The following is a 15,702-nucleotide window of genomic DNA, read 5'->3' as shown; positions in this document are numbered from 1 at the left end:
CGCGGAAGGCTGGGGGGGCTTGGTGGGTAAGGTGTGAGAGGTGATTGATCAGAATTCATCCAATGGAGACCAGAGGTGAATATCAGGACGCCATCGCTGGCAAGCCAGCTCCCACAGGTTTTGGCGGCGCTCACAACCTATGTGTACACCGCAGAACCCTGTGGGAGCTGGCTTGCCAGCGATGCTTTTTATCCTTGTACGGGCACGCCCTTGAGATAAGGCGCAGGCTCAGCCCCAAGGTTGCTCAACAACCGCTCGCTGTACCAATCGACAAAATTCACAACACCAAACTCATACGTCTTCGAGTACGGCCCGGGTTGATAGGCGGTGGAGTTGATCCCGCGCTGGTTCTCTTCGGCCAGCCGCCGGTCCTGATCGTTGGTCGCGTCCCACACCTGGCGCATGCGTTCGACGTCGTAATCGACGCCTTCCACCGCATCCTTGTGGACGATCCACTTGGTGGTGACCATGGTTTCCTGCGCGCTGATCGGCCACACGGTGAAGACGATGATGTGATCGCCCATGCAGTGGTTCCACGAGTGCGGCAAGTGCAGGATGCGCATCGAACCGAGATCCGGGTTCTTGATCCGCCCCATCAGCTTGGCGCAGCCCTGTTTGCCGTCGAGGGTCATCGACACGGTGCCCTTCAGCAGCGGCATACGCACGATGCGGTTGCGCAGGCCGAAACTGGCGTGGGCATAAGGAATTTTCTCGGCTTCCCAAGCGGCGGAAGACGCGGCGACGTGATCCTTGAACGCCTGATCGGCGCGTGGGTCGGTGACGTCGTCCCACTCCAGCAGGGTTTTCAGCAGTTCCGGATGCGAGGCGTTGCAGTGGTAGCACTCGCGGTTGTTTTCCAGCACCAGTTTCCAGTTGGCCTTTTCGATCAAGGTGGTGGTGATCGCCACCTTGGTGTTCTCCATGTCGTACGGTTCCATGTAGTGGTTCAGCGTCGACAGGAAGTCATCGATGGCCGGTGGATTCTCCGCCAGGCTGATGAAGATGTAGCCGCCGGCAGTCTTCACGTTTACCGGTTTGAGGCCGTATTGCTTCATGTCGAAGTCGGCGCCCATTTCGGTGCCGGCGAACAGCAGGCGACCGTCCAGCTCATAGGTCCACTGGTGGTAGTGGCAGACCAGTTTGGCGACCTTGCCCTTCTCGCTGGTGCACAGGCGTGAACCGCGGTGGCGGCAGACGTTGTGGAACGCATGCACCACACCCTCGGCGCCACGGATGACGATGATCGGGTTCTTGCCGATCTGCAGCGTCAGGTAGTTGCCCTTGGCCGGGATCTCGCAGGTCATGCCGGCGATCAACCACTCTTTCTGGAAAATCTCCTGCATGTCGATATCGAACAGCCGCTCGTCGCTGTAGAACGGTTGCGGCAGCGAAAAGGTGCGCTCGCGCTCCTGCAACATTTGGGCGGTGGCCTTGCGTGCGGGTTCCAGCGGATCGCCCAGGCTTATTTTTGCGGTGACGTCCATCGATGTGATCCTCATGGCCATCTGCGTGGCCGGCGAAAGTGGCTAATCAGGTGTGCTGCAAAGGGTTGCTACGCAAGGTGTAAAGAATTCGTCTTGGTGTGAGGCGAGTGTGGGGCCGGCGCTGCCGTGAACCTTATCCATGGGCGACATGATGCAATCTGTTCCCGACGCGCAACCCCCGGTGGTTGGGGGCTGGTCGCGATAAGTATGTCAATGTCGCGGATAGGTAAACGGACGGTCTGCGCTATACGCAGAATCGCCGACATGAGGCCGACAGTCGGCCGTGGAGAACAGCATGTCCAACAGCTTCCTGAATCCGGTCACCACCCAGACCTGGGCCAATGGTCGACACATTGTCCGTTGCGTCAAAGTCATCCAGGAAACCTGGGACGTGCGCACCTTCTGTTTCATGGCCGACCAGCCGATCCTTTTCTTCTTCAAGCCCGGGCAGTTCGTGACCCTGGAGCTGGAAATCGAAGGCCAGCCGATCATGCGTTCCTACACCATTTCCAGTTCGCCGTCGGTGCCTTACAGCTTTTCGGTGACGATCAAACGGGTGCCGGGCGGCAAGGTCTCCAACTGGCTGCACGACACGCTTCACGAGGGCCAGGAACTGGCGGTGCACGGGCCGGTCGGGCTGTTCAATGCCATGGACTATCCGAGCCCGAAAGTCCTGTACCTCAGCGGCGGCGTGGGTATTACGCCATGCATGTCGATGGCGCGCTGGTTCTACGACACCAACGCCAACGTGGACATGACGTTTATCCACAGCGCGCGCTCGCCCAAAGACATCATTTACCACCGCGAGCTGGAACACATGGCCTCGCGGATCGACAACTTCAGCCTGCACCTGATTTGCGAGAAACATGGTTTGGGTGAGCCGTGGGCCGGCTATCGCGGTTACCTCAATCACAAGATGCTCGAATTGATGGTGCCGGACTTCCTCGAGCGCGAAGTGTTCTGCTGCGGGCCGACGCCGTACATGACCGCGGTCAAGCGCTTGCTCGAAGCCGCCGGTTACGACATGTCGCGTTACCACGAAGAGTCCTTCGGCGCCACGCCCCCCGAGGCTCGCGCCGATGCTGTGGAGCAAGCCGAGCAGGCAGCGGACGCACCGGAAGTCGATGCGGCGGATCTGCATCAGGTGGAATTCACCGCATCCGGCAAGAGCATCCGTGTGGCCCCGGGCGAAACGGTGCATGCGGCGGCGGCCAAGCTGGGGCTGATGATTCCGAAAGCCTGCGGCATGGGGATTTGCGGGACGTGCAAGGTGCTTAAGTTGGGCGGCGAAGTGGAGATGGAGCACAACGGCGGGATTACTGAGGACGATGAGGCGGAAGGGTTTATCTTGTCTTGCTGCAGCGTGCCGAAGGGGGATGTGCGGATTGAGTTCTGAAGTCCGCGCAACATTCAAAAGCCCCTCACCCTAACCCTCTCCCAGAGGGAGAGGGGACTGACCGAGTTGTTTTGTCGAGGTACATCGACCTGAGATATCGAGTCGATTATGGATTCGGCAAAGCAGTTTCCGGTCGGCGTAATCATTGAGCATTCCCCAATCAGTCCCCTCTCCCTCCGGGCGGTCCGACGTTTCGGGAGGGTTAGGGTGAGGGGCTCTTTCAGTCGACAAACAAATCCGTCATCAACGCCGCGCTACCGCCCGCTTCAAAACGATAGTGGTCGAAGTCCGTGGCTCCGCTCTCGCGCAAAATCTCTTCATCAATCAGCAACCGCCCAGTGATCTGCCGCTTGCTGCTGCTCAAAATCACATACGCCGCATCCGCCATGATCTCAGGCGTGCGCGCATGCTTGAACGACTCCCGACTCCCCAACTGAAACTCAATCGCCGCCGTGGCAATCATCGTCTGTGGCCACAGTGAATTGACGCTGATCCCGTAGTTGGCGAACTCCTCGCTCATGCCCAGCGTCAGCATGCTCATGCCGTATTTGGTCACGGTGTACGGGCTGTACTGGGCAAACCACTTGGTCGCCAGATTCAGCGGCGGCGACAGGTTGAGAATGTGCCCAGCGGATTTCTTCAGATAGGGCAGGGCGGCCTGGCTGCACAGCAGCACTGCGCGGGTGTTGATCTGGTGCATCAGGTCGAAACGCTTGAGCTCGATGTGTTGCACACCAGTCAACTTGATCGCCCCGGCGTTGTTCACCAGCGCATCGATGCTGCCGAAATGTTCGTTGGCCTGAGCCAAGGCCTGGCGCACCGCGTCTTCATCACGCACATCCACTTGCAGGGCCAAGGCTTTGCCACCCGCCGCTTCGACCTCTGCGGCGACGCTGTGGATGGTGCCGGGCAACTTGGCGTGAGGTTCGGCGCTCTTCGCCGCAATGACGATATTGGCCCCGTCCCGCGCGGCTCGCAGCGCAATCTCACGGCCAATGCCACGGCTGGCGCCAGTGATGAACAGGGTTTTGCCTTTTAGCGACATGCCGATGCTCCTGCTTATTGTTATGTGAGCGGAGGGCTCGACAGACAATGTAGACCAAGCAGAAAGCGCGGTAGGTGGGGTGAACCTTATGGTGAGGGGATTTTGTGGCGAGGGGATTTATCCCCGATGGCCTGCGCAGCAGGCCCAAGACCGACTAATGCGGTCTCTACTGGAAAACCGCGTTCTCAGGTTTTCGGGCCGCTGCGCGACCCAACGGGGATAAATCCCCTCGCCACAGGGCGATCCTTCCCTTCTAAAGGGGATTAGCGTCAGGCGGACATCACTTCGCGGATGTCGCGGGCCAATTCCCGTACGCGTTCTTCTTCGGTGTCCCACGAGCACATGAAGCGCGCGCCGCCCTTGCCGATGAAGGTGTAGAAGCGCCAGCCGCGCGCCGTCAGGGCGGCGATCGCCGGTTCCGACAGTTGCAGGAACACGCCGTTGGCCTGCACCGGGAACATCAATTCCACTCCCGGAATGTCGCTGACCAGTTCGGCCAGCAGTAGTGCGCAGTGGTTGGCGTGGCGGGCGTATTTGAGCCAGGCGTCGTTTTCGAGGATGCCGACCCACGGTGCCGACAGAAAGCGCATTTTCGACGCCAGTTGCCCGGCCTGTTTGCAGCGGTAATCGAAGTCTTCGGCCAGTTTGTGGTTGAAGAACAGAATCGCCTCACCGACCGCCATGCCGTTTTTGGTGCCGCCAAAACACAACACATCAACACCGGCCTTCCAGGTCAGATCCGCTGGCGAGCAGCCGAGGAACGCGCAGGCGTTGGAGAAACGCGCGCCGTCCATGTGCAGGTTCAGGCCCAGCTCTTTGCAGGTGGCGCTGATGGCGCGGATTTCTTCCGGGGTATAAACGCTGCCGACTTCTGTGGCCTGGGTCAGGGTCACGACGCGTGGTTTCGGGTAGTGAATGTCCTGACGCTTGAGCGCGACTTCGCGGATCGAGGCTGGGGTGATCTTGCCGTTTTCAGTGCCGGCGATCAGCAGTTTCGAACCGTTGGAGAAAAACTCCGGGGCGCCGCATTCGTCGGTTTCGACGTGGGCGGTTTCCGAGCAGATCACGCTGTGGTAACTCTGGCACAGCGACGACAGGGCCAGCGAGTTGGCGGCGGTGCCGTTGAAGGCGAAGAACACTTCGCAATCGGTGTCGAACAGTTTGCGGAAATGGTCGGCCGCGCGGGCGGTCCATTCATCGTCGCCGTAAGCGCGTTGGTGGCCGTGGTTGGCCTGTTCCATGGCAGCCCAGGCCTCAGGGCAGATACCGGAATAGTTGTCGCTGGCGAATTGTTGGCTCTTGTCGGTCATGGCCGGCTTCCGTGATCGAAACGCTTGTGGCGCTTCGTTGGTCAATGATGGTGCGCACTTTACCGAAGATCTTCCGGGGAGCACACGAGATGTCGCTGTCAGAAAATTACCAGTTTGTGGCCCGATTATGCACGTGAGTAAACGCGACGGCGCGCTGGATCTGCTCAAGTGGCTGGCGCTGTTGAGCATGTTGTTCGATCACCTGCGATATGTCGGGTTCTCCGTCGATTGGCTGTATGTGCCGGGGCGGTTTGCGTTTCCGTGGTTTTGTCTGGTGATGGCGGCGAATCTTGATCGTGCTGGCGCGCGCAAGACCGAGTGGCGGTATCTGGGCTGGCTGCTGCTGTTCAGTTTGGTCAGCGAGATTCCGTATCGGTTTTACATTCCTGATCCCGACACTTTGAACGTCATGCCGACGCTGGCGTTGGGGTTGCTGGTGGCGCGCGGTTGGCAGGATCGGGCCTTGGCATCGCGCCTGCTCGGCGCTGGCGCGTTGCTGCTTTCGGCGCTGTTCTCGGAACGGCTGATGTTCGGTTTGTTTGGTGTTTTGCTGCCGCTGGCGACGTTGTTGGTGATTCGTCGGCAATGGTATTTCAGCCTGTTGCCGGGTCTGGTGTGCCTGGCGGCGAATCAGTGGCGGGTGTTGTTCGAATCGGTGCGGTTCGGCAATGAGCTGGCGATCTTCGGTCTCATCGTTTGCCTGATTGCGCCATTGCTTGGAATGTTTCTTTTGCGACACGCCCAAACGGCCCAACCGCCACCCATGCGCCGCTGGGCCTACGCCCTGTATCCCGCGCATTTCCTGCTGTTACTACTTATTCGCCAGATCGCCGCTTGACCCTGTGGGAGCTGGCTTGCCAGCGATAGTGGTGGGTCAGCCGCCATCAATGCTGGATGTGACACCGCCATCGCTGGCAAGCCAGCTCCCACAGGGATCTCCAGTGTTTTCAATATCGAGTCTGTTGTGTCCATTTCCCGCCATGTCGTAAACGCACCTTTGCGTGGCGTCCGTAGGCATTTGAGCTGTCTGCGCCGGTCATACCATCAGCATCAAAGGGCACGCAGGTGCCTTACCGAGACGAATGGCGCACCGCCGCCGCTGGGAGAGACGCGATGTTCAGCAAGCAAGACCAGATCCAGGGTTACGACGATGCACTGCTGGCGGCGATGAATGCCGAGGAGCAACGTCAGGAAGATCACATCGAGCTGATCGCGTCAGAGAACTACACCAGCAAGCGCGTCATGCAAGCCCAGGGCAGCGGCCTGACCAACAAGTACGCCGAAGGCTATCCGGGCAAGCGCTACTACGGTGGCTGCGAGCATGTGGATAAAGTCGAAGCGCTGGCCATCGAGCGCGCCAAACAACTGTTCGGCGCCGATTACGCCAACGTCCAGCCGCACTCCGGCTCCTCGGCCAACAGCGCCGTCTATCTCGCGCTGATCCAGCCAGGCGACACCATTCTGGGCATGAGCCTGGCCCACGGTGGTCACCTGACCCACGGCGCCAAAGTGTCGTCCTCGGGCAAGCTGTACAACGCCGTGCAGTACGGCATCGACACCAAAACCGGGCTGATCGATTACGACGAAGTCGAGCGTCTGGCCGTCGAGTGCCAGCCGAAAATGATCGTCGCCGGTTTCTCCGCTTACTCGAAAACTCTGGATTTCCCGCGCTTCCGCCAGATCGCTGACAAGGTCGGTGCGCTGCTGTTCGTCGACATGGCCCACGTTGCCGGTCTGGTCGCCGCCGGTCTGTACCCGAATCCGCTGCCGTACGCCGACGTGGTCACCACCACCACGCACAAAACCCTGCGCGGTCCGCGTGGCGGTTTGATCCTGGCCAAGTCCAACGAAGAGATTGAAAAGAAGCTCAACTCCGCGGTGTTCCCCGGTGCTCAGGGCGGCCCGCTGATGCACGTCATTGCCGGTAAAGCCGTGTGCTTCAAGGAAGCGCTGGAGCCTGGCTTCAAGGCTTATCAGCAACAAGTGATCGACAACGCTCAGGCGATGGCGAGCGTGTTTATCAAACGTGGCTACGATGTAGTGTCCGGCGGCACTGACAACCATTTGTTCCTGGTCAGCCTGATCCGTCAGGGCTTGACCGGCAAAGATGCCGACGCCGCGCTCGGCCGTGCACACATCACCGTCAACAAGAACGCCGTACCGAACGATCCGCAGTCGCCGTTCGTGACCTCCGGCCTGCGCATCGGCACCCCGGCGGTGACTACGCGCGGCTTCAAGGTGACCCAATGCGTGACGCTGGCCGGCTGGATCTGCGACATCCTCGACAACCACGGCGATGCCGATGTCGAGGCCAATGTTGCCCAGCAGGTTTCGGCCCTGTGCGCTAACTTCCCGGTTTATCGCTGAGCGTTCTGGAGTACATGACTATGCAACGCTATTCAGGCTTCGGCCTCTTCAAACACTCGCTCAGCCACCACGAAAACTGGCAGAAAATGTGGCGCACGCCGACCCCTAAAAAGGTCTACGACGTGGTCATCGTCGGCGGCGGCGGGCACGGTCTGGCAACTGCTTATTACTTGGCGAAAGAACACGGCATCACCAACGTCGCCGTGGTCGAGAAGGGCTGGCTGGGCGGCGGCAACACTGCGCGCAACACCACCATCGTGCGTTCCAACTATTTGTGGGACGAGTCGGCGCATCTGTACGAACACGCGATGAAACTCTGGGAAGGCCTGTCGCAAGACTTGAACTACAACGTGATGTTCTCCCAGCGCGGCGTCTACAACCTGTGCCACACCTTGCAGGACATCCGTGATTCCGAGCGTCGGGTCAGCGCCAACCGCCTCAACGGCGTCGATGGCGAGTTGCTCAATACTGAGCAAGTCGCCAACGAGATTCCGTACCTCGACTGCTCCAAAAACACCCGCTACCCAGTACTGGGCGCAACCGTTCAGCGTCGCGGCGGCGTCGCCCGTCACGATGCCGTAGCGTGGGGCTTCGCGCGTGCGGCCGACGCCCTCGGCGTGGACTTGATCCAGCAGACCGAAGTGATCGGCTTCCGCAAGGAAAACGGCGTGTGCATCGGCGTCGAAACCAACAAAGGCTTCATCGGCGCCAAGCGCGTCGGCGTGGTGACGGCCGGTAATTCCGGGCACATGGCCAAACTCGCCGGTTTCCGTCTGCCAATCGAATCCCACCCGCTGCAAGCGCTGGTGTCCGAGCCGATCAAACCGATCATCGACAGCGTGATCATGTCCAACGCCGTGCACGGTTACATCAGCCAGTCCGACAAAGGCGACCTGGTGATCGGCGCTGGTATCGACGGCTATAACGGCTACGGCCAGCGCGGCTCGTATCCGGTGATCGAACACACCATTCAGGCCATCGTTGAGATGTTCCCGGTGTTGTCCCGTGTACGCATGAACCGCCAGTGGGGCGGCATCGTCGACACCACCCCGGATGCCTGCCCAATCATTTCGAAAACCCCGGTACCAAACATGTTCTTCAACTGCGGTTGGGGCACCGGCGGCTTCAAGGCAACACCTGGTTCGGGCAACGTATTTGCCGCGAGCCTGGCCAAGGGTGAAATGCACCCATTGGCCGCACCTTTCTCCATCGACCGTTTCCACAACGGTGCGTTGATCGATGAACATGGCGCTGCGGCTGTCGCCCACTAACAAAGGCCCCATGAAAACTACTGCGCTCGGCAATACGGCGTTAAAAACTGGCTCGAAATGCTCACTTAGTAAACTAAGCTCCGCTTTCTCCCCAGTTTTTGCCTTGTCTTGCCTTCGCTCGCTACGTTTTCACGGCGCTTGATAGGAGAAATCCCCATGTTGCATATCTTCTGTCCTCACTGCGGCGAGCTGCGCTCCGAAGAGGAATTCCACGCATCCGGCCAGGCGCACATTCCGCGTCCACTGGATCCGAGCGCTTGCTCTGATGAAGAGTGGGGCGACTACATGTTCTTCCGCGATAACCCGCGCGGTCTGCACCACGAGCTGTGGGATCACGTCGCCGGTTGCCGCCAGTACTTCAACGTCACCCGCGACACCGTGACCTACGAAATTCTCGAAACCTACAAGATCGGCACCACGCCGCAATTCACCGACAAGGCTGACGCTGCGAAAACAGCCACGACGGCGCTGGGAGAGAAGGTATGAGCCAGACCAATCGCCTGTCCAACGGTGGACGGATCGACCGCAACAAAGTGCTGAGCTTCACCTTCAACGGCCAGAGCTACAAAGGCTTTGAAGGCGACTCGCTGGCCGCCGCGCTGATCGCCAACGGTGTCGACATCATCGGTCGCAGCTTCAAGTATTCGCGCCCGCGCGGCATCTTCGCCGCCGGTGCCGAAGAGCCGAACGCGGTGCTGCAGATCGGCGCAACCGAAGCCACGCAGATCCCCAACGTGCGCGCCACGCAACAGGCGTTGTATCAAGGCCTGGTCGCCACCAGCACCAACGGCTGGCCGAGCGTCAACAACGACATGATGGGGATTCTCGGCAAGGTCGGCGGCAAGCTGATGCCGCCGGGTTTCTACTACAAAACCTTCATGTACCCGCAATCGTTCTGGATGACTTACGAGAAGTACATTCGTAAGGCTGCAGGTCTGGGCCGCTCGCCGACCGAGAACGACCCGGACACCTACGATTACATGAACCAGCACTGCGACGTGCTGATTGTCGGCGGCGGCCCGGCCGGTCTCGCTGCTGCACTGGCGGCTGCGCGCAGTGGTGCTCGCGTGATTCTCGCCGATGAGCAGGAAGAGTTCGGCGGCAGCCTGCTCGATTCGCGCGAAAGCCTCGACGGCAAACCGGCTACCGAGTGGGTCGCCAGCGTTATCGCCGAATTGAAGGACACCCCGGACGTGCTGCTGTTGCCGCGCGCCACGGTCAACGGTTACCACGACCACAACTTCCTGACCATTCACGAACGCCTCACCGATCACCTCGGCGACCGTGCGCCAATCGGTCAGGTGCGTCAGCGCATCCACCGGGTTCGCGCCAAGCGTGTGGTGCTGGCCACCGGCGCTTGCGAGCGTCCGCTGGTCTATGGCAACAACGATGTACCGGGCAACATGCTCGCCGGTGCGGTGTCGATTTACGTGCGCCGTTACGGCGTGGCACCGGGCAAAAAGCTTGTCTTGTCGACCAACAACGATCACGCCTATCGCGTTGCTCTGGATTGGCTCGACGCCAGTCTGCAAGTGGTGGCCATCGCCGATGCTCGTAGCAATCCGCGTGGCGCCTTGGTTGAAGAAGCACGCGCCAAAGGCATCCGAATCCTTACCGGCAGCGCCGTGATCGAGACTCGTGGCAGCAAGCGCGTCAGCGCTGCGCGAGTGGCCGCGATTGATGTCAAAGCGCACGCCGTGACCAGTCCGGGCGAATGGCTCGACTGCGACGTGGTCGCCAGCTCCGGCGGCTACAGCCCGGTGGTTCACCTGGCCTCGCACTTGGGCGGCAAGCCGACCTGGCGTGAAGACATCCTCGGTTTCGTACCGGGCGAAGCACCGCAGAAACGCGTGTGCGTCGGCGGCATAAACGGCGTTTACGGTCTCGGTGATTCACTGGCCGACGGTTTTGAAGGGGGCGTGCGCGCCGCTGCCGAAGCCGGTTTCCAGACGGTAGAAGGCGTGCTGCCGAAAGCCTTGAGCCGTCACGAAGAACCGACCCTGGCGCTGTTCCAGGTGCCGCATGAGAAGACCACTGCACGGGCGCCGAAGCAATTCGTCGACCTGCAAAACGACGTGACCGCCGCCGCCATCGAACTGGCGACCCGCGAGGGTTTCGAGTCGGTCGAGCACGTCAAACGCTACACCGCGCTTGGCTTCGGCACCGATCAGGGCAAGCTCGGCAACGTCAACGGTCTGGCCATCGCCGCCCGTTCGCTGAACGTGACCATCCCGCAGATGGGCACCACGATGTTCCGCCCGAACTACACGCCAGTGACCTTCGGCGCGATAGCCGGCCGCCATTGCGGGCACATATTCGAGCCGGTGCGTTATACCGCGCTGCATCAATGGCACCTGAAAAACGGTGCCGAGTTCGAAGACGTCGGCCAGTGGAAGCGCCCGTGGTATTTCCCGAAAAACGGTGAAGACCTGCATGCCGCCGTGAAGCGTGAATGCAAAGCCGTGCGCGACAGCGTCGGCCTGCTCGACGCCTCGACGCTGGGCAAGATCGACATTCAAGGCCCGGATGCCCGCGAGTTCCTTAACCGTGTGTACACCAACGCCTGGACCAAGCTCGACGTGGGCAAGGCTCGCTACGGCCTGATGTGCAAGGAAGATGGCATGGTCTTCGACGACGGTGTGACGGCGTGTCTGGCCGACAACCATTTCGTCATGACCACCACCACTGGCGGCGCGGCGCGCGTGCTGCAATGGCTGGAGCTGTACCACCAGACCGAATGGCCGGACATGAAGGTGTACTTCACCTCCGTCACCGACCACTGGGCGACCATGACCCTGTCCGGCCCGAACAGCCGCAAGCTGCTCAGCGCTGTCACCGACATCGATCTGAGCAACGAAGCGTTCCCGTTCATGACCTGGAAAGAAGGCGAGGTCGGCGGCGTACCGGCGCGGGTGTTCCGTATTTCGTTTACCGGTGAGCTGTCGTACGAAGTCAACGTGCAGGCCGACTATGCCATGGGCGTGTTGGAGAAAATCGTCGAGGCCGGCAAGCAGTACAACCTGACGCCGTACGGCACCGAGACCATGCACGTCCTGCGCGCCGAGAAGGGCTTCATCATCGTCGGCCAGGACACTGACGGCTCGATGACCCCGGACGACCTGAACATGGGCTGGTGCGTCGGTCGCACTAAACCGTTCTCGTGGATCGGTCAGCGCGGCATGAACCGTGAAGACTGCGTGCGTGATCAGCGCAAACAGTTGGTGGGCCTGAAGCCGATCGATCCGACCAAATGGCTGCCGGAAGGTGCGCAGTTGGTGTTCAACACTAAACAGACGATCCCGATGACCATGGTTGGCCACGTGACTTCCAGCTACGCGCACAACTCCCTCGGTTATTCGTTTGCCATGGGTGTGGTGAAGGGCGGTCTGAAGCGTCTCGGTGAGCGGGTGTTTGCACCGCTGGCCGATGGCAGCGTGATCGAGGCGGAGATTGTTTCTTCGGTGTTCTTCGATCCGAAGGGTGATCGGCAGAACATTTGATGACCTCGACTCCTGTGGGTTGGCTGATATCGCCTTCGCGAGCAAGCTCGCTCCCACAGGGTCGGCGTCGTCAAGGGAATTTGTGTCAGGCATCGGCCCCGTGTGGGAGCGAGCTTGCTCGCGAAGGCGGCAGAGCAGCCACCACAAGGGCCGGAACCAACAGAATTGATAAAGGTGCTTTATGACCACAGCCAACGTGTACCAACAACGCCCAACCACCGGGGCCAGGGCCGAGTCGTCGCTGCACCATGCCGACCTCGCCAGCCTGGTTGGCAAGGGCCGCAAGAACGCCGGCGTGATCGTGCGTGAGCGCAAACTTCTCGGCCACCTCACTATTCGTGGCGACGGCCATGATCCAGCGCTCGCTGCCGGTGTGCACAAGGCCTTGGGCATCGAATTGCCCGGCGCCCTGAGCGTGATCGTCAAAGGCGAAACCAGCCTGCAATGGATGGGTCCGGATGAGTGGCTGCTGATCGTGCCGAGCGGTGAAGAACTCGCCGCTGAACAGAAATTGCGCGAAGCGCTGGGCGATCTGCACATTGCGATCGTCAACGTCAGCGGCGGCCAGCAACTGCTCGAATTGAGCGGGCCGAATGTTCGTCAGGTGCTGATGAAGTCGACCAGTTACGACGTACATCCGAACAGCTTCCCGGTGGGCAAGGCTGTGGGCACGGTGTTCGCCAAGTCGCAGCTGATGATTCGCCATACCGCCGAAGACACCTGGGAACTGCTGATTCGCCGCAGCTTCTCGGATTATTGGTGGTTGTGGTTGCAGGATGCTTCGGCTGAGTACGGCTTGAGTGTTCAGGCTTGAAGTGAATTTCGTTGAGCTTGCTTGCGTGTAGGGCGGGAGATTTTTTCCCCCTCACCCCAACCCTCTCCCCCAAGGGGGCGAGGGGGAAGGGAGCAGAATTGTGTGTTTTTTCGAGCCTGAGTTCGACTCGGTATTTCACGTCGGCGTAACTCGAAAGAACAACTCGGTCAGTCCCCTCTCCCTCCGGGAGAGGGCTAGGGTGAGGGGAAAACCTGACACCCCGGACAAAGAACAGGAGTCACCGCACCATGAGCCGCGCCCCAGACACATGGATTCTGACCGCCGACTGCCCCAGCGTTCTCGGCACCGTGGACGCGGTGACGCGTTTTCTGTTCGAGCAGGGTTGCTACGTCACCGAGCACCATTCGTTCGATGACCGGCTCTCGGGCCGTTTCTTCATTCGCGTGGAATTTCGCCAGCCCGACGGCTTCGATGAACAAGCCTTTCGCGCCGGCCTCGCCGAACGCGGTCAGGCGTTTGGCATGATCTTCGAGCTGACCGTGCCGAACTACCGGCCGAAAGTAGTGATCATGGTTTCCAAGGCTGATCACTGCCTCAACGACTTGCTCTACCGCCAGCGCATCGGCCAATTGTCGATGGACGTCGCGGCGGTGGTGTCCAATCACCCGGACCTCAAGCCGCTGGCCGACTGGCACCAGATTCCTTACTACCACTTCCCCCTCGATCCGAATGACAAACCATCGCAAGAGCGACAGGTCTGGCAGGTGATCGAAGAGTCCGGCGCCGAACTGGTGATCCTCGCCCGCTACATGCAAGTGCTGTCTCCGGAGTTGTGTCGCAAGCTCGACGGCAAGGCGATCAATATTCATCACTCGCTGCTGCCGGGCTTCAAGGGCGCCAAGCCGTATCACCAGGCCTACAACAAGGGCGTGAAGCTGGTCGGCGCGACGGCGCATTACATCAACAACGACCTCGATGAGGGGCCGATCATTGCCCAGGGGGTCGAGGCGGTGGATCACAGCCATTACCCCGAGGATTTGATTGCCAAGGGGCGGGATATTGAGGGCCTCACCTTGGCGCGAGCCGTGGGATATCACATCGAAAGACGAGTGTTTTTGAACGCCAATCGCACGGTCGTTCTTTAGATCGCCATCGCTGGCAAGCCAGCTCCCACAGGTTTTATGCCGTTCACAAATCCTGTGGCCACCCGAAATCACTGTGGGAGCTGGCTTGCCAGCGATGAAGCCATAACTGACAACGCAAAACCAACAAGCAATAACCCGAGCATTCAACGCGCTGCCTGCCTGGGCAACGCGGTTCCATAAAAACAACAGCGAGGTGAAAGCATGTCTGGCAATCGTGGTGTGGTGTATCTCGGCGGCGGCAAAGTCGAAGTACAGAAAATCGACTATCCAAAAATGCAGGACCCGCGCGGCAGGAAGATCGAACACGGTGTGATCCTGCGTGTGGTGTCCACCAACATCTGCGGCTCCGACCAACACATGGTGCGCGGCCGCACGACGGCGCAGACCGGCCTGGTGCTGGGTCACGAGATCACCGGCGAGGTGATCGAAAAAGGCTCCGACGTCGAAAACCTGAAAATCGGTGACCTGGTTTCCGTGCCGTTCAACGTGGCTTGCGGGCGCTGCCGTTCCTGCAAGGAAATGCACACCGGCGTTTGCCTCAGCGTCAACCCGGCGCGTCCGGGCGGTGCCTACGGTTATGTCGACATGGGCGACTGGACGGGCGGTCAGGCCGAATACGCCTTGGTGCCGTACGCCGATTTCAACCTGCTGAAGTTGCCTGACCGTGATCGTGCGATGGAAAAAATCCGCGACTTGACCTGTCTCTCCGACATTCTGCCAACCGGTTATCACGGCGCAGTGACGGCCGGCGTTGGCCCGGGCAGCACCGTGTACATTGCGGGCGCCGGTCCTGTGGGTCTGGCCGCTGCCGCATCGGCGCGACTGCTCGGTGCAGCAGTGGTGATCATCGGCGACGTCAATACCGTGCGCCTGGCACACGCCAAGGCGCAGGGTTTCGAGATCGCCGACCTGTCGCTGGACACGCCGTTGCATGAGCAGATCGCTGCACTGTTGGGTGAACCGGAAGTGGACTGCGCGGTGGACGCCGTAGGCTTCGAAGCGCGTGGCCACGGCCATGACGGGGTGAAACACGAAGCGCCTGCCACCGTACTCAACTCGCTGATGGGCGTCGTGCGCGTGGCGGGCAAGATCGGTATCCCGGGCCTGTACGTCACCGAAGATCCGGGCGCCGTCGACGCCGCTGCGAAAATGGGCAGCCTGAGCATTCGTTTCGGCCTGGGCTGGGCCAAGTCCCACAGCTTCCACACTGGCCAGACCCCGGTGATGAAATACAACCGCCAACTGATGCAGGCGATCATGTGGGATCGCATCAACATTGCCGAAGTGGTGGGCGTGCAGGTCATCAGCCTCGATCAGGCGCCAGAAGGGTATGGCGAGTTCGATGCCGGTGTGCCGAAGAAGTTTGTGATTGATCCGCACAAGATGTTCAGTGCGGCGTAAATAAAATA

General features: G+C 60.3%; 12 protein-coding genes. 9 read left to right on the top strand and 3 right to left on the bottom strand.

Annotated features, from left to right (window positions below; genetic code table 11):
* Positions 1-188 precede the first annotated feature (188 nt).
* The gene (gbcA, locus tag ACIQVE_RS00320) at positions 189-1,484 is read right to left on the bottom strand and encodes a glycine-betaine demethylase subunit GbcA (protein WP_402803429.1); all 1,296 of its coding nucleotides are present in this window, start codon (positions 1,482-1,484) and stop codon (positions 189-191) included.
* 295 nt (positions 1,485-1,779) lie between these two features.
* On the opposite strand from gbcA, the gene gbcB reads away from it, so the two are divergent.
* Positions 1,780-2,880, top strand: coding sequence for a glycine-betaine demethylase subunit GbcB (gene gbcB, locus ACIQVE_RS00315; RefSeq protein ID WP_402803427.1), 1,101 nt, complete (start codon positions 1,780-1,782; stop codon positions 2,878-2,880).
* 220 nt (positions 2,881-3,100) lie between these two features.
* Here gbcB and ACIQVE_RS00310 read toward each other — a convergent pair whose 3' ends face one another.
* Together ACIQVE_RS00310 and ACIQVE_RS00305 are read right to left on the bottom strand one after the other, a co-directional pair.
* Positions 3,101-3,925 carry an SDR family oxidoreductase gene (locus tag ACIQVE_RS00310; RefSeq protein ID WP_402803425.1) on the bottom strand — a complete coding sequence of 275 codons (825 nt, stop codon included), beginning with the start codon at positions 3,923-3,925 and terminating at the stop codon, positions 3,101-3,103.
* A 269-nt stretch (positions 3,926-4,194) separates the two neighbouring features.
* Complete coding sequence (locus tag ACIQVE_RS00305) at positions 4,195-5,235, bottom strand: low specificity L-threonine aldolase (protein ID WP_402803423.1); 1,041 nt, start codon at positions 5,233-5,235, stop codon at positions 4,195-4,197.
* Between the two features lie 127 nt (positions 5,236-5,362).
* Here ACIQVE_RS00305 and ACIQVE_RS00300 point away from each other — a divergent pair, with 127 nt between their 5' ends.
* The 8 genes from ACIQVE_RS00300 (at position 5,363) to fdhA (ending at position 15,694) form a co-directional block, all read left to right on the top strand.
* Positions 5,363-6,073: a TraX family protein gene (locus tag ACIQVE_RS00300; RefSeq protein WP_402803421.1), complete on the top strand. Its 711-nt coding sequence runs from the start codon at positions 5,363-5,365 to the stop codon at positions 6,071-6,073.
* Between the two features lie 275 nt (positions 6,074-6,348).
* Positions 6,349-7,602, top strand: a complete 1,254-nt coding sequence (gene glyA, locus ACIQVE_RS00295; protein WP_402803419.1) for a serine hydroxymethyltransferase — start codon at positions 6,349-6,351, stop codon at positions 7,600-7,602.
* Between the two features lie 20 nt (positions 7,603-7,622).
* Positions 7,623-8,873 carry a sarcosine oxidase subunit beta gene (locus ACIQVE_RS00290; protein ID WP_047303829.1) on the top strand — a complete coding sequence of 417 codons (1,251 nt, stop codon included), beginning with the start codon at positions 7,623-7,625 and terminating at the stop codon, positions 8,871-8,873.
* Between the two features lie 156 nt (positions 8,874-9,029).
* Positions 9,030-9,359 (top strand): sarcosine oxidase subunit delta, encoded by a 330-nt coding sequence (locus ACIQVE_RS00285; RefSeq protein WP_402803417.1) that lies wholly within the window; start codon positions 9,030-9,032, stop codon positions 9,357-9,359.
* Complete coding sequence (locus ACIQVE_RS00280) at positions 9,356-12,373, top strand: sarcosine oxidase subunit alpha (RefSeq protein WP_402803415.1); 3,018 nt, start codon at positions 9,356-9,358, stop codon at positions 12,371-12,373. The genes ACIQVE_RS00285 and ACIQVE_RS00280 overlap by 4 nt, the downstream gene beginning before the upstream one ends.
* Positions 12,374-12,554: 181 nt before the next feature.
* Positions 12,555-13,187, top strand: a complete 633-nt coding sequence (locus tag ACIQVE_RS00275) for a sarcosine oxidase subunit gamma (RefSeq protein ID WP_402803413.1) — start codon at positions 12,555-12,557, stop codon at positions 13,185-13,187.
* 248 nt (positions 13,188-13,435) lie between these two features.
* The gene (gene purU, locus ACIQVE_RS00270) at positions 13,436-14,293 is read left to right on the top strand and encodes a formyltetrahydrofolate deformylase (protein WP_402803411.1); all 858 of its coding nucleotides are present in this window, start codon (positions 13,436-13,438) and stop codon (positions 14,291-14,293) included.
* A gap of 201 nt (positions 14,294-14,494) precedes the next feature.
* Positions 14,495-15,694, top strand: a complete 1,200-nt coding sequence (fdhA, locus tag ACIQVE_RS00265) for a formaldehyde dehydrogenase, glutathione-independent (protein ID WP_402803409.1) — start codon at positions 14,495-14,497, stop codon at positions 15,692-15,694.
* The last annotated feature ends 8 nt before the right edge of the window (positions 15,695-15,702 follow it).

This window comes from Pseudomonas sp. NPDC098747 (assembly GCF_044760045.1).
Classification (GTDB): domain Bacteria; phylum Pseudomonadota; class Gammaproteobacteria; order Pseudomonadales; family Pseudomonadaceae; genus Aquipseudomonas.
The sequence above is the reverse complement of the archived record's forward strand: the minus strand, read 5'-3'. Positions and strand labels throughout refer to the sequence as shown.

Bases quoted from the DNA above. Each gene is read 5' to 3' on its own strand.
- gbcA (WP_402803429.1), bottom strand. From the start codon at position 1,484: ATGGACGTCACCGCAAAAATAAGCCTGGGCGATCCGCTGGAACCCGCA.
- gbcB (WP_402803427.1), top strand. From the start codon at position 1,780: ATGTCCAACAGCTTCCTGAATCCGGTCACCACCCAGACCTGGGCCAAT.
- ACIQVE_RS00310 (WP_402803425.1), bottom strand. From the start codon at position 3,925: ATGTCGCTAAAAGGCAAAACCCTGTTCATCACTGGCGCCAGCCGTGGC.
- ACIQVE_RS00305 (WP_402803423.1), bottom strand. From the start codon at position 5,235: ATGACCGACAAGAGCCAACAATTCGCCAGCGACAACTATTCCGGTATC.
- ACIQVE_RS00300 (WP_402803421.1), top strand. From the start codon at position 5,363: ATGCACGTGAGTAAACGCGACGGCGCGCTGGATCTGCTCAAGTGGCTG.
- glyA (WP_402803419.1), top strand. From the start codon at position 6,349: ATGTTCAGCAAGCAAGACCAGATCCAGGGTTACGACGATGCACTGCTG.
- ACIQVE_RS00290 (WP_047303829.1), top strand. From the start codon at position 7,623: ATGCAACGCTATTCAGGCTTCGGCCTCTTCAAACACTCGCTCAGCCAC.
- ACIQVE_RS00285 (WP_402803417.1), top strand. From the start codon at position 9,030: ATGTTGCATATCTTCTGTCCTCACTGCGGCGAGCTGCGCTCCGAAGAG.
- ACIQVE_RS00280 (WP_402803415.1), top strand. From the start codon at position 9,356: ATGAGCCAGACCAATCGCCTGTCCAACGGTGGACGGATCGACCGCAAC.
- ACIQVE_RS00275 (WP_402803413.1), top strand. From the start codon at position 12,555: ATGACCACAGCCAACGTGTACCAACAACGCCCAACCACCGGGGCCAGG.
- purU (WP_402803411.1), top strand. From the start codon at position 13,436: ATGAGCCGCGCCCCAGACACATGGATTCTGACCGCCGACTGCCCCAGC.
- fdhA (WP_402803409.1), top strand. From the start codon at position 14,495: ATGTCTGGCAATCGTGGTGTGGTGTATCTCGGCGGCGGCAAAGTCGAA.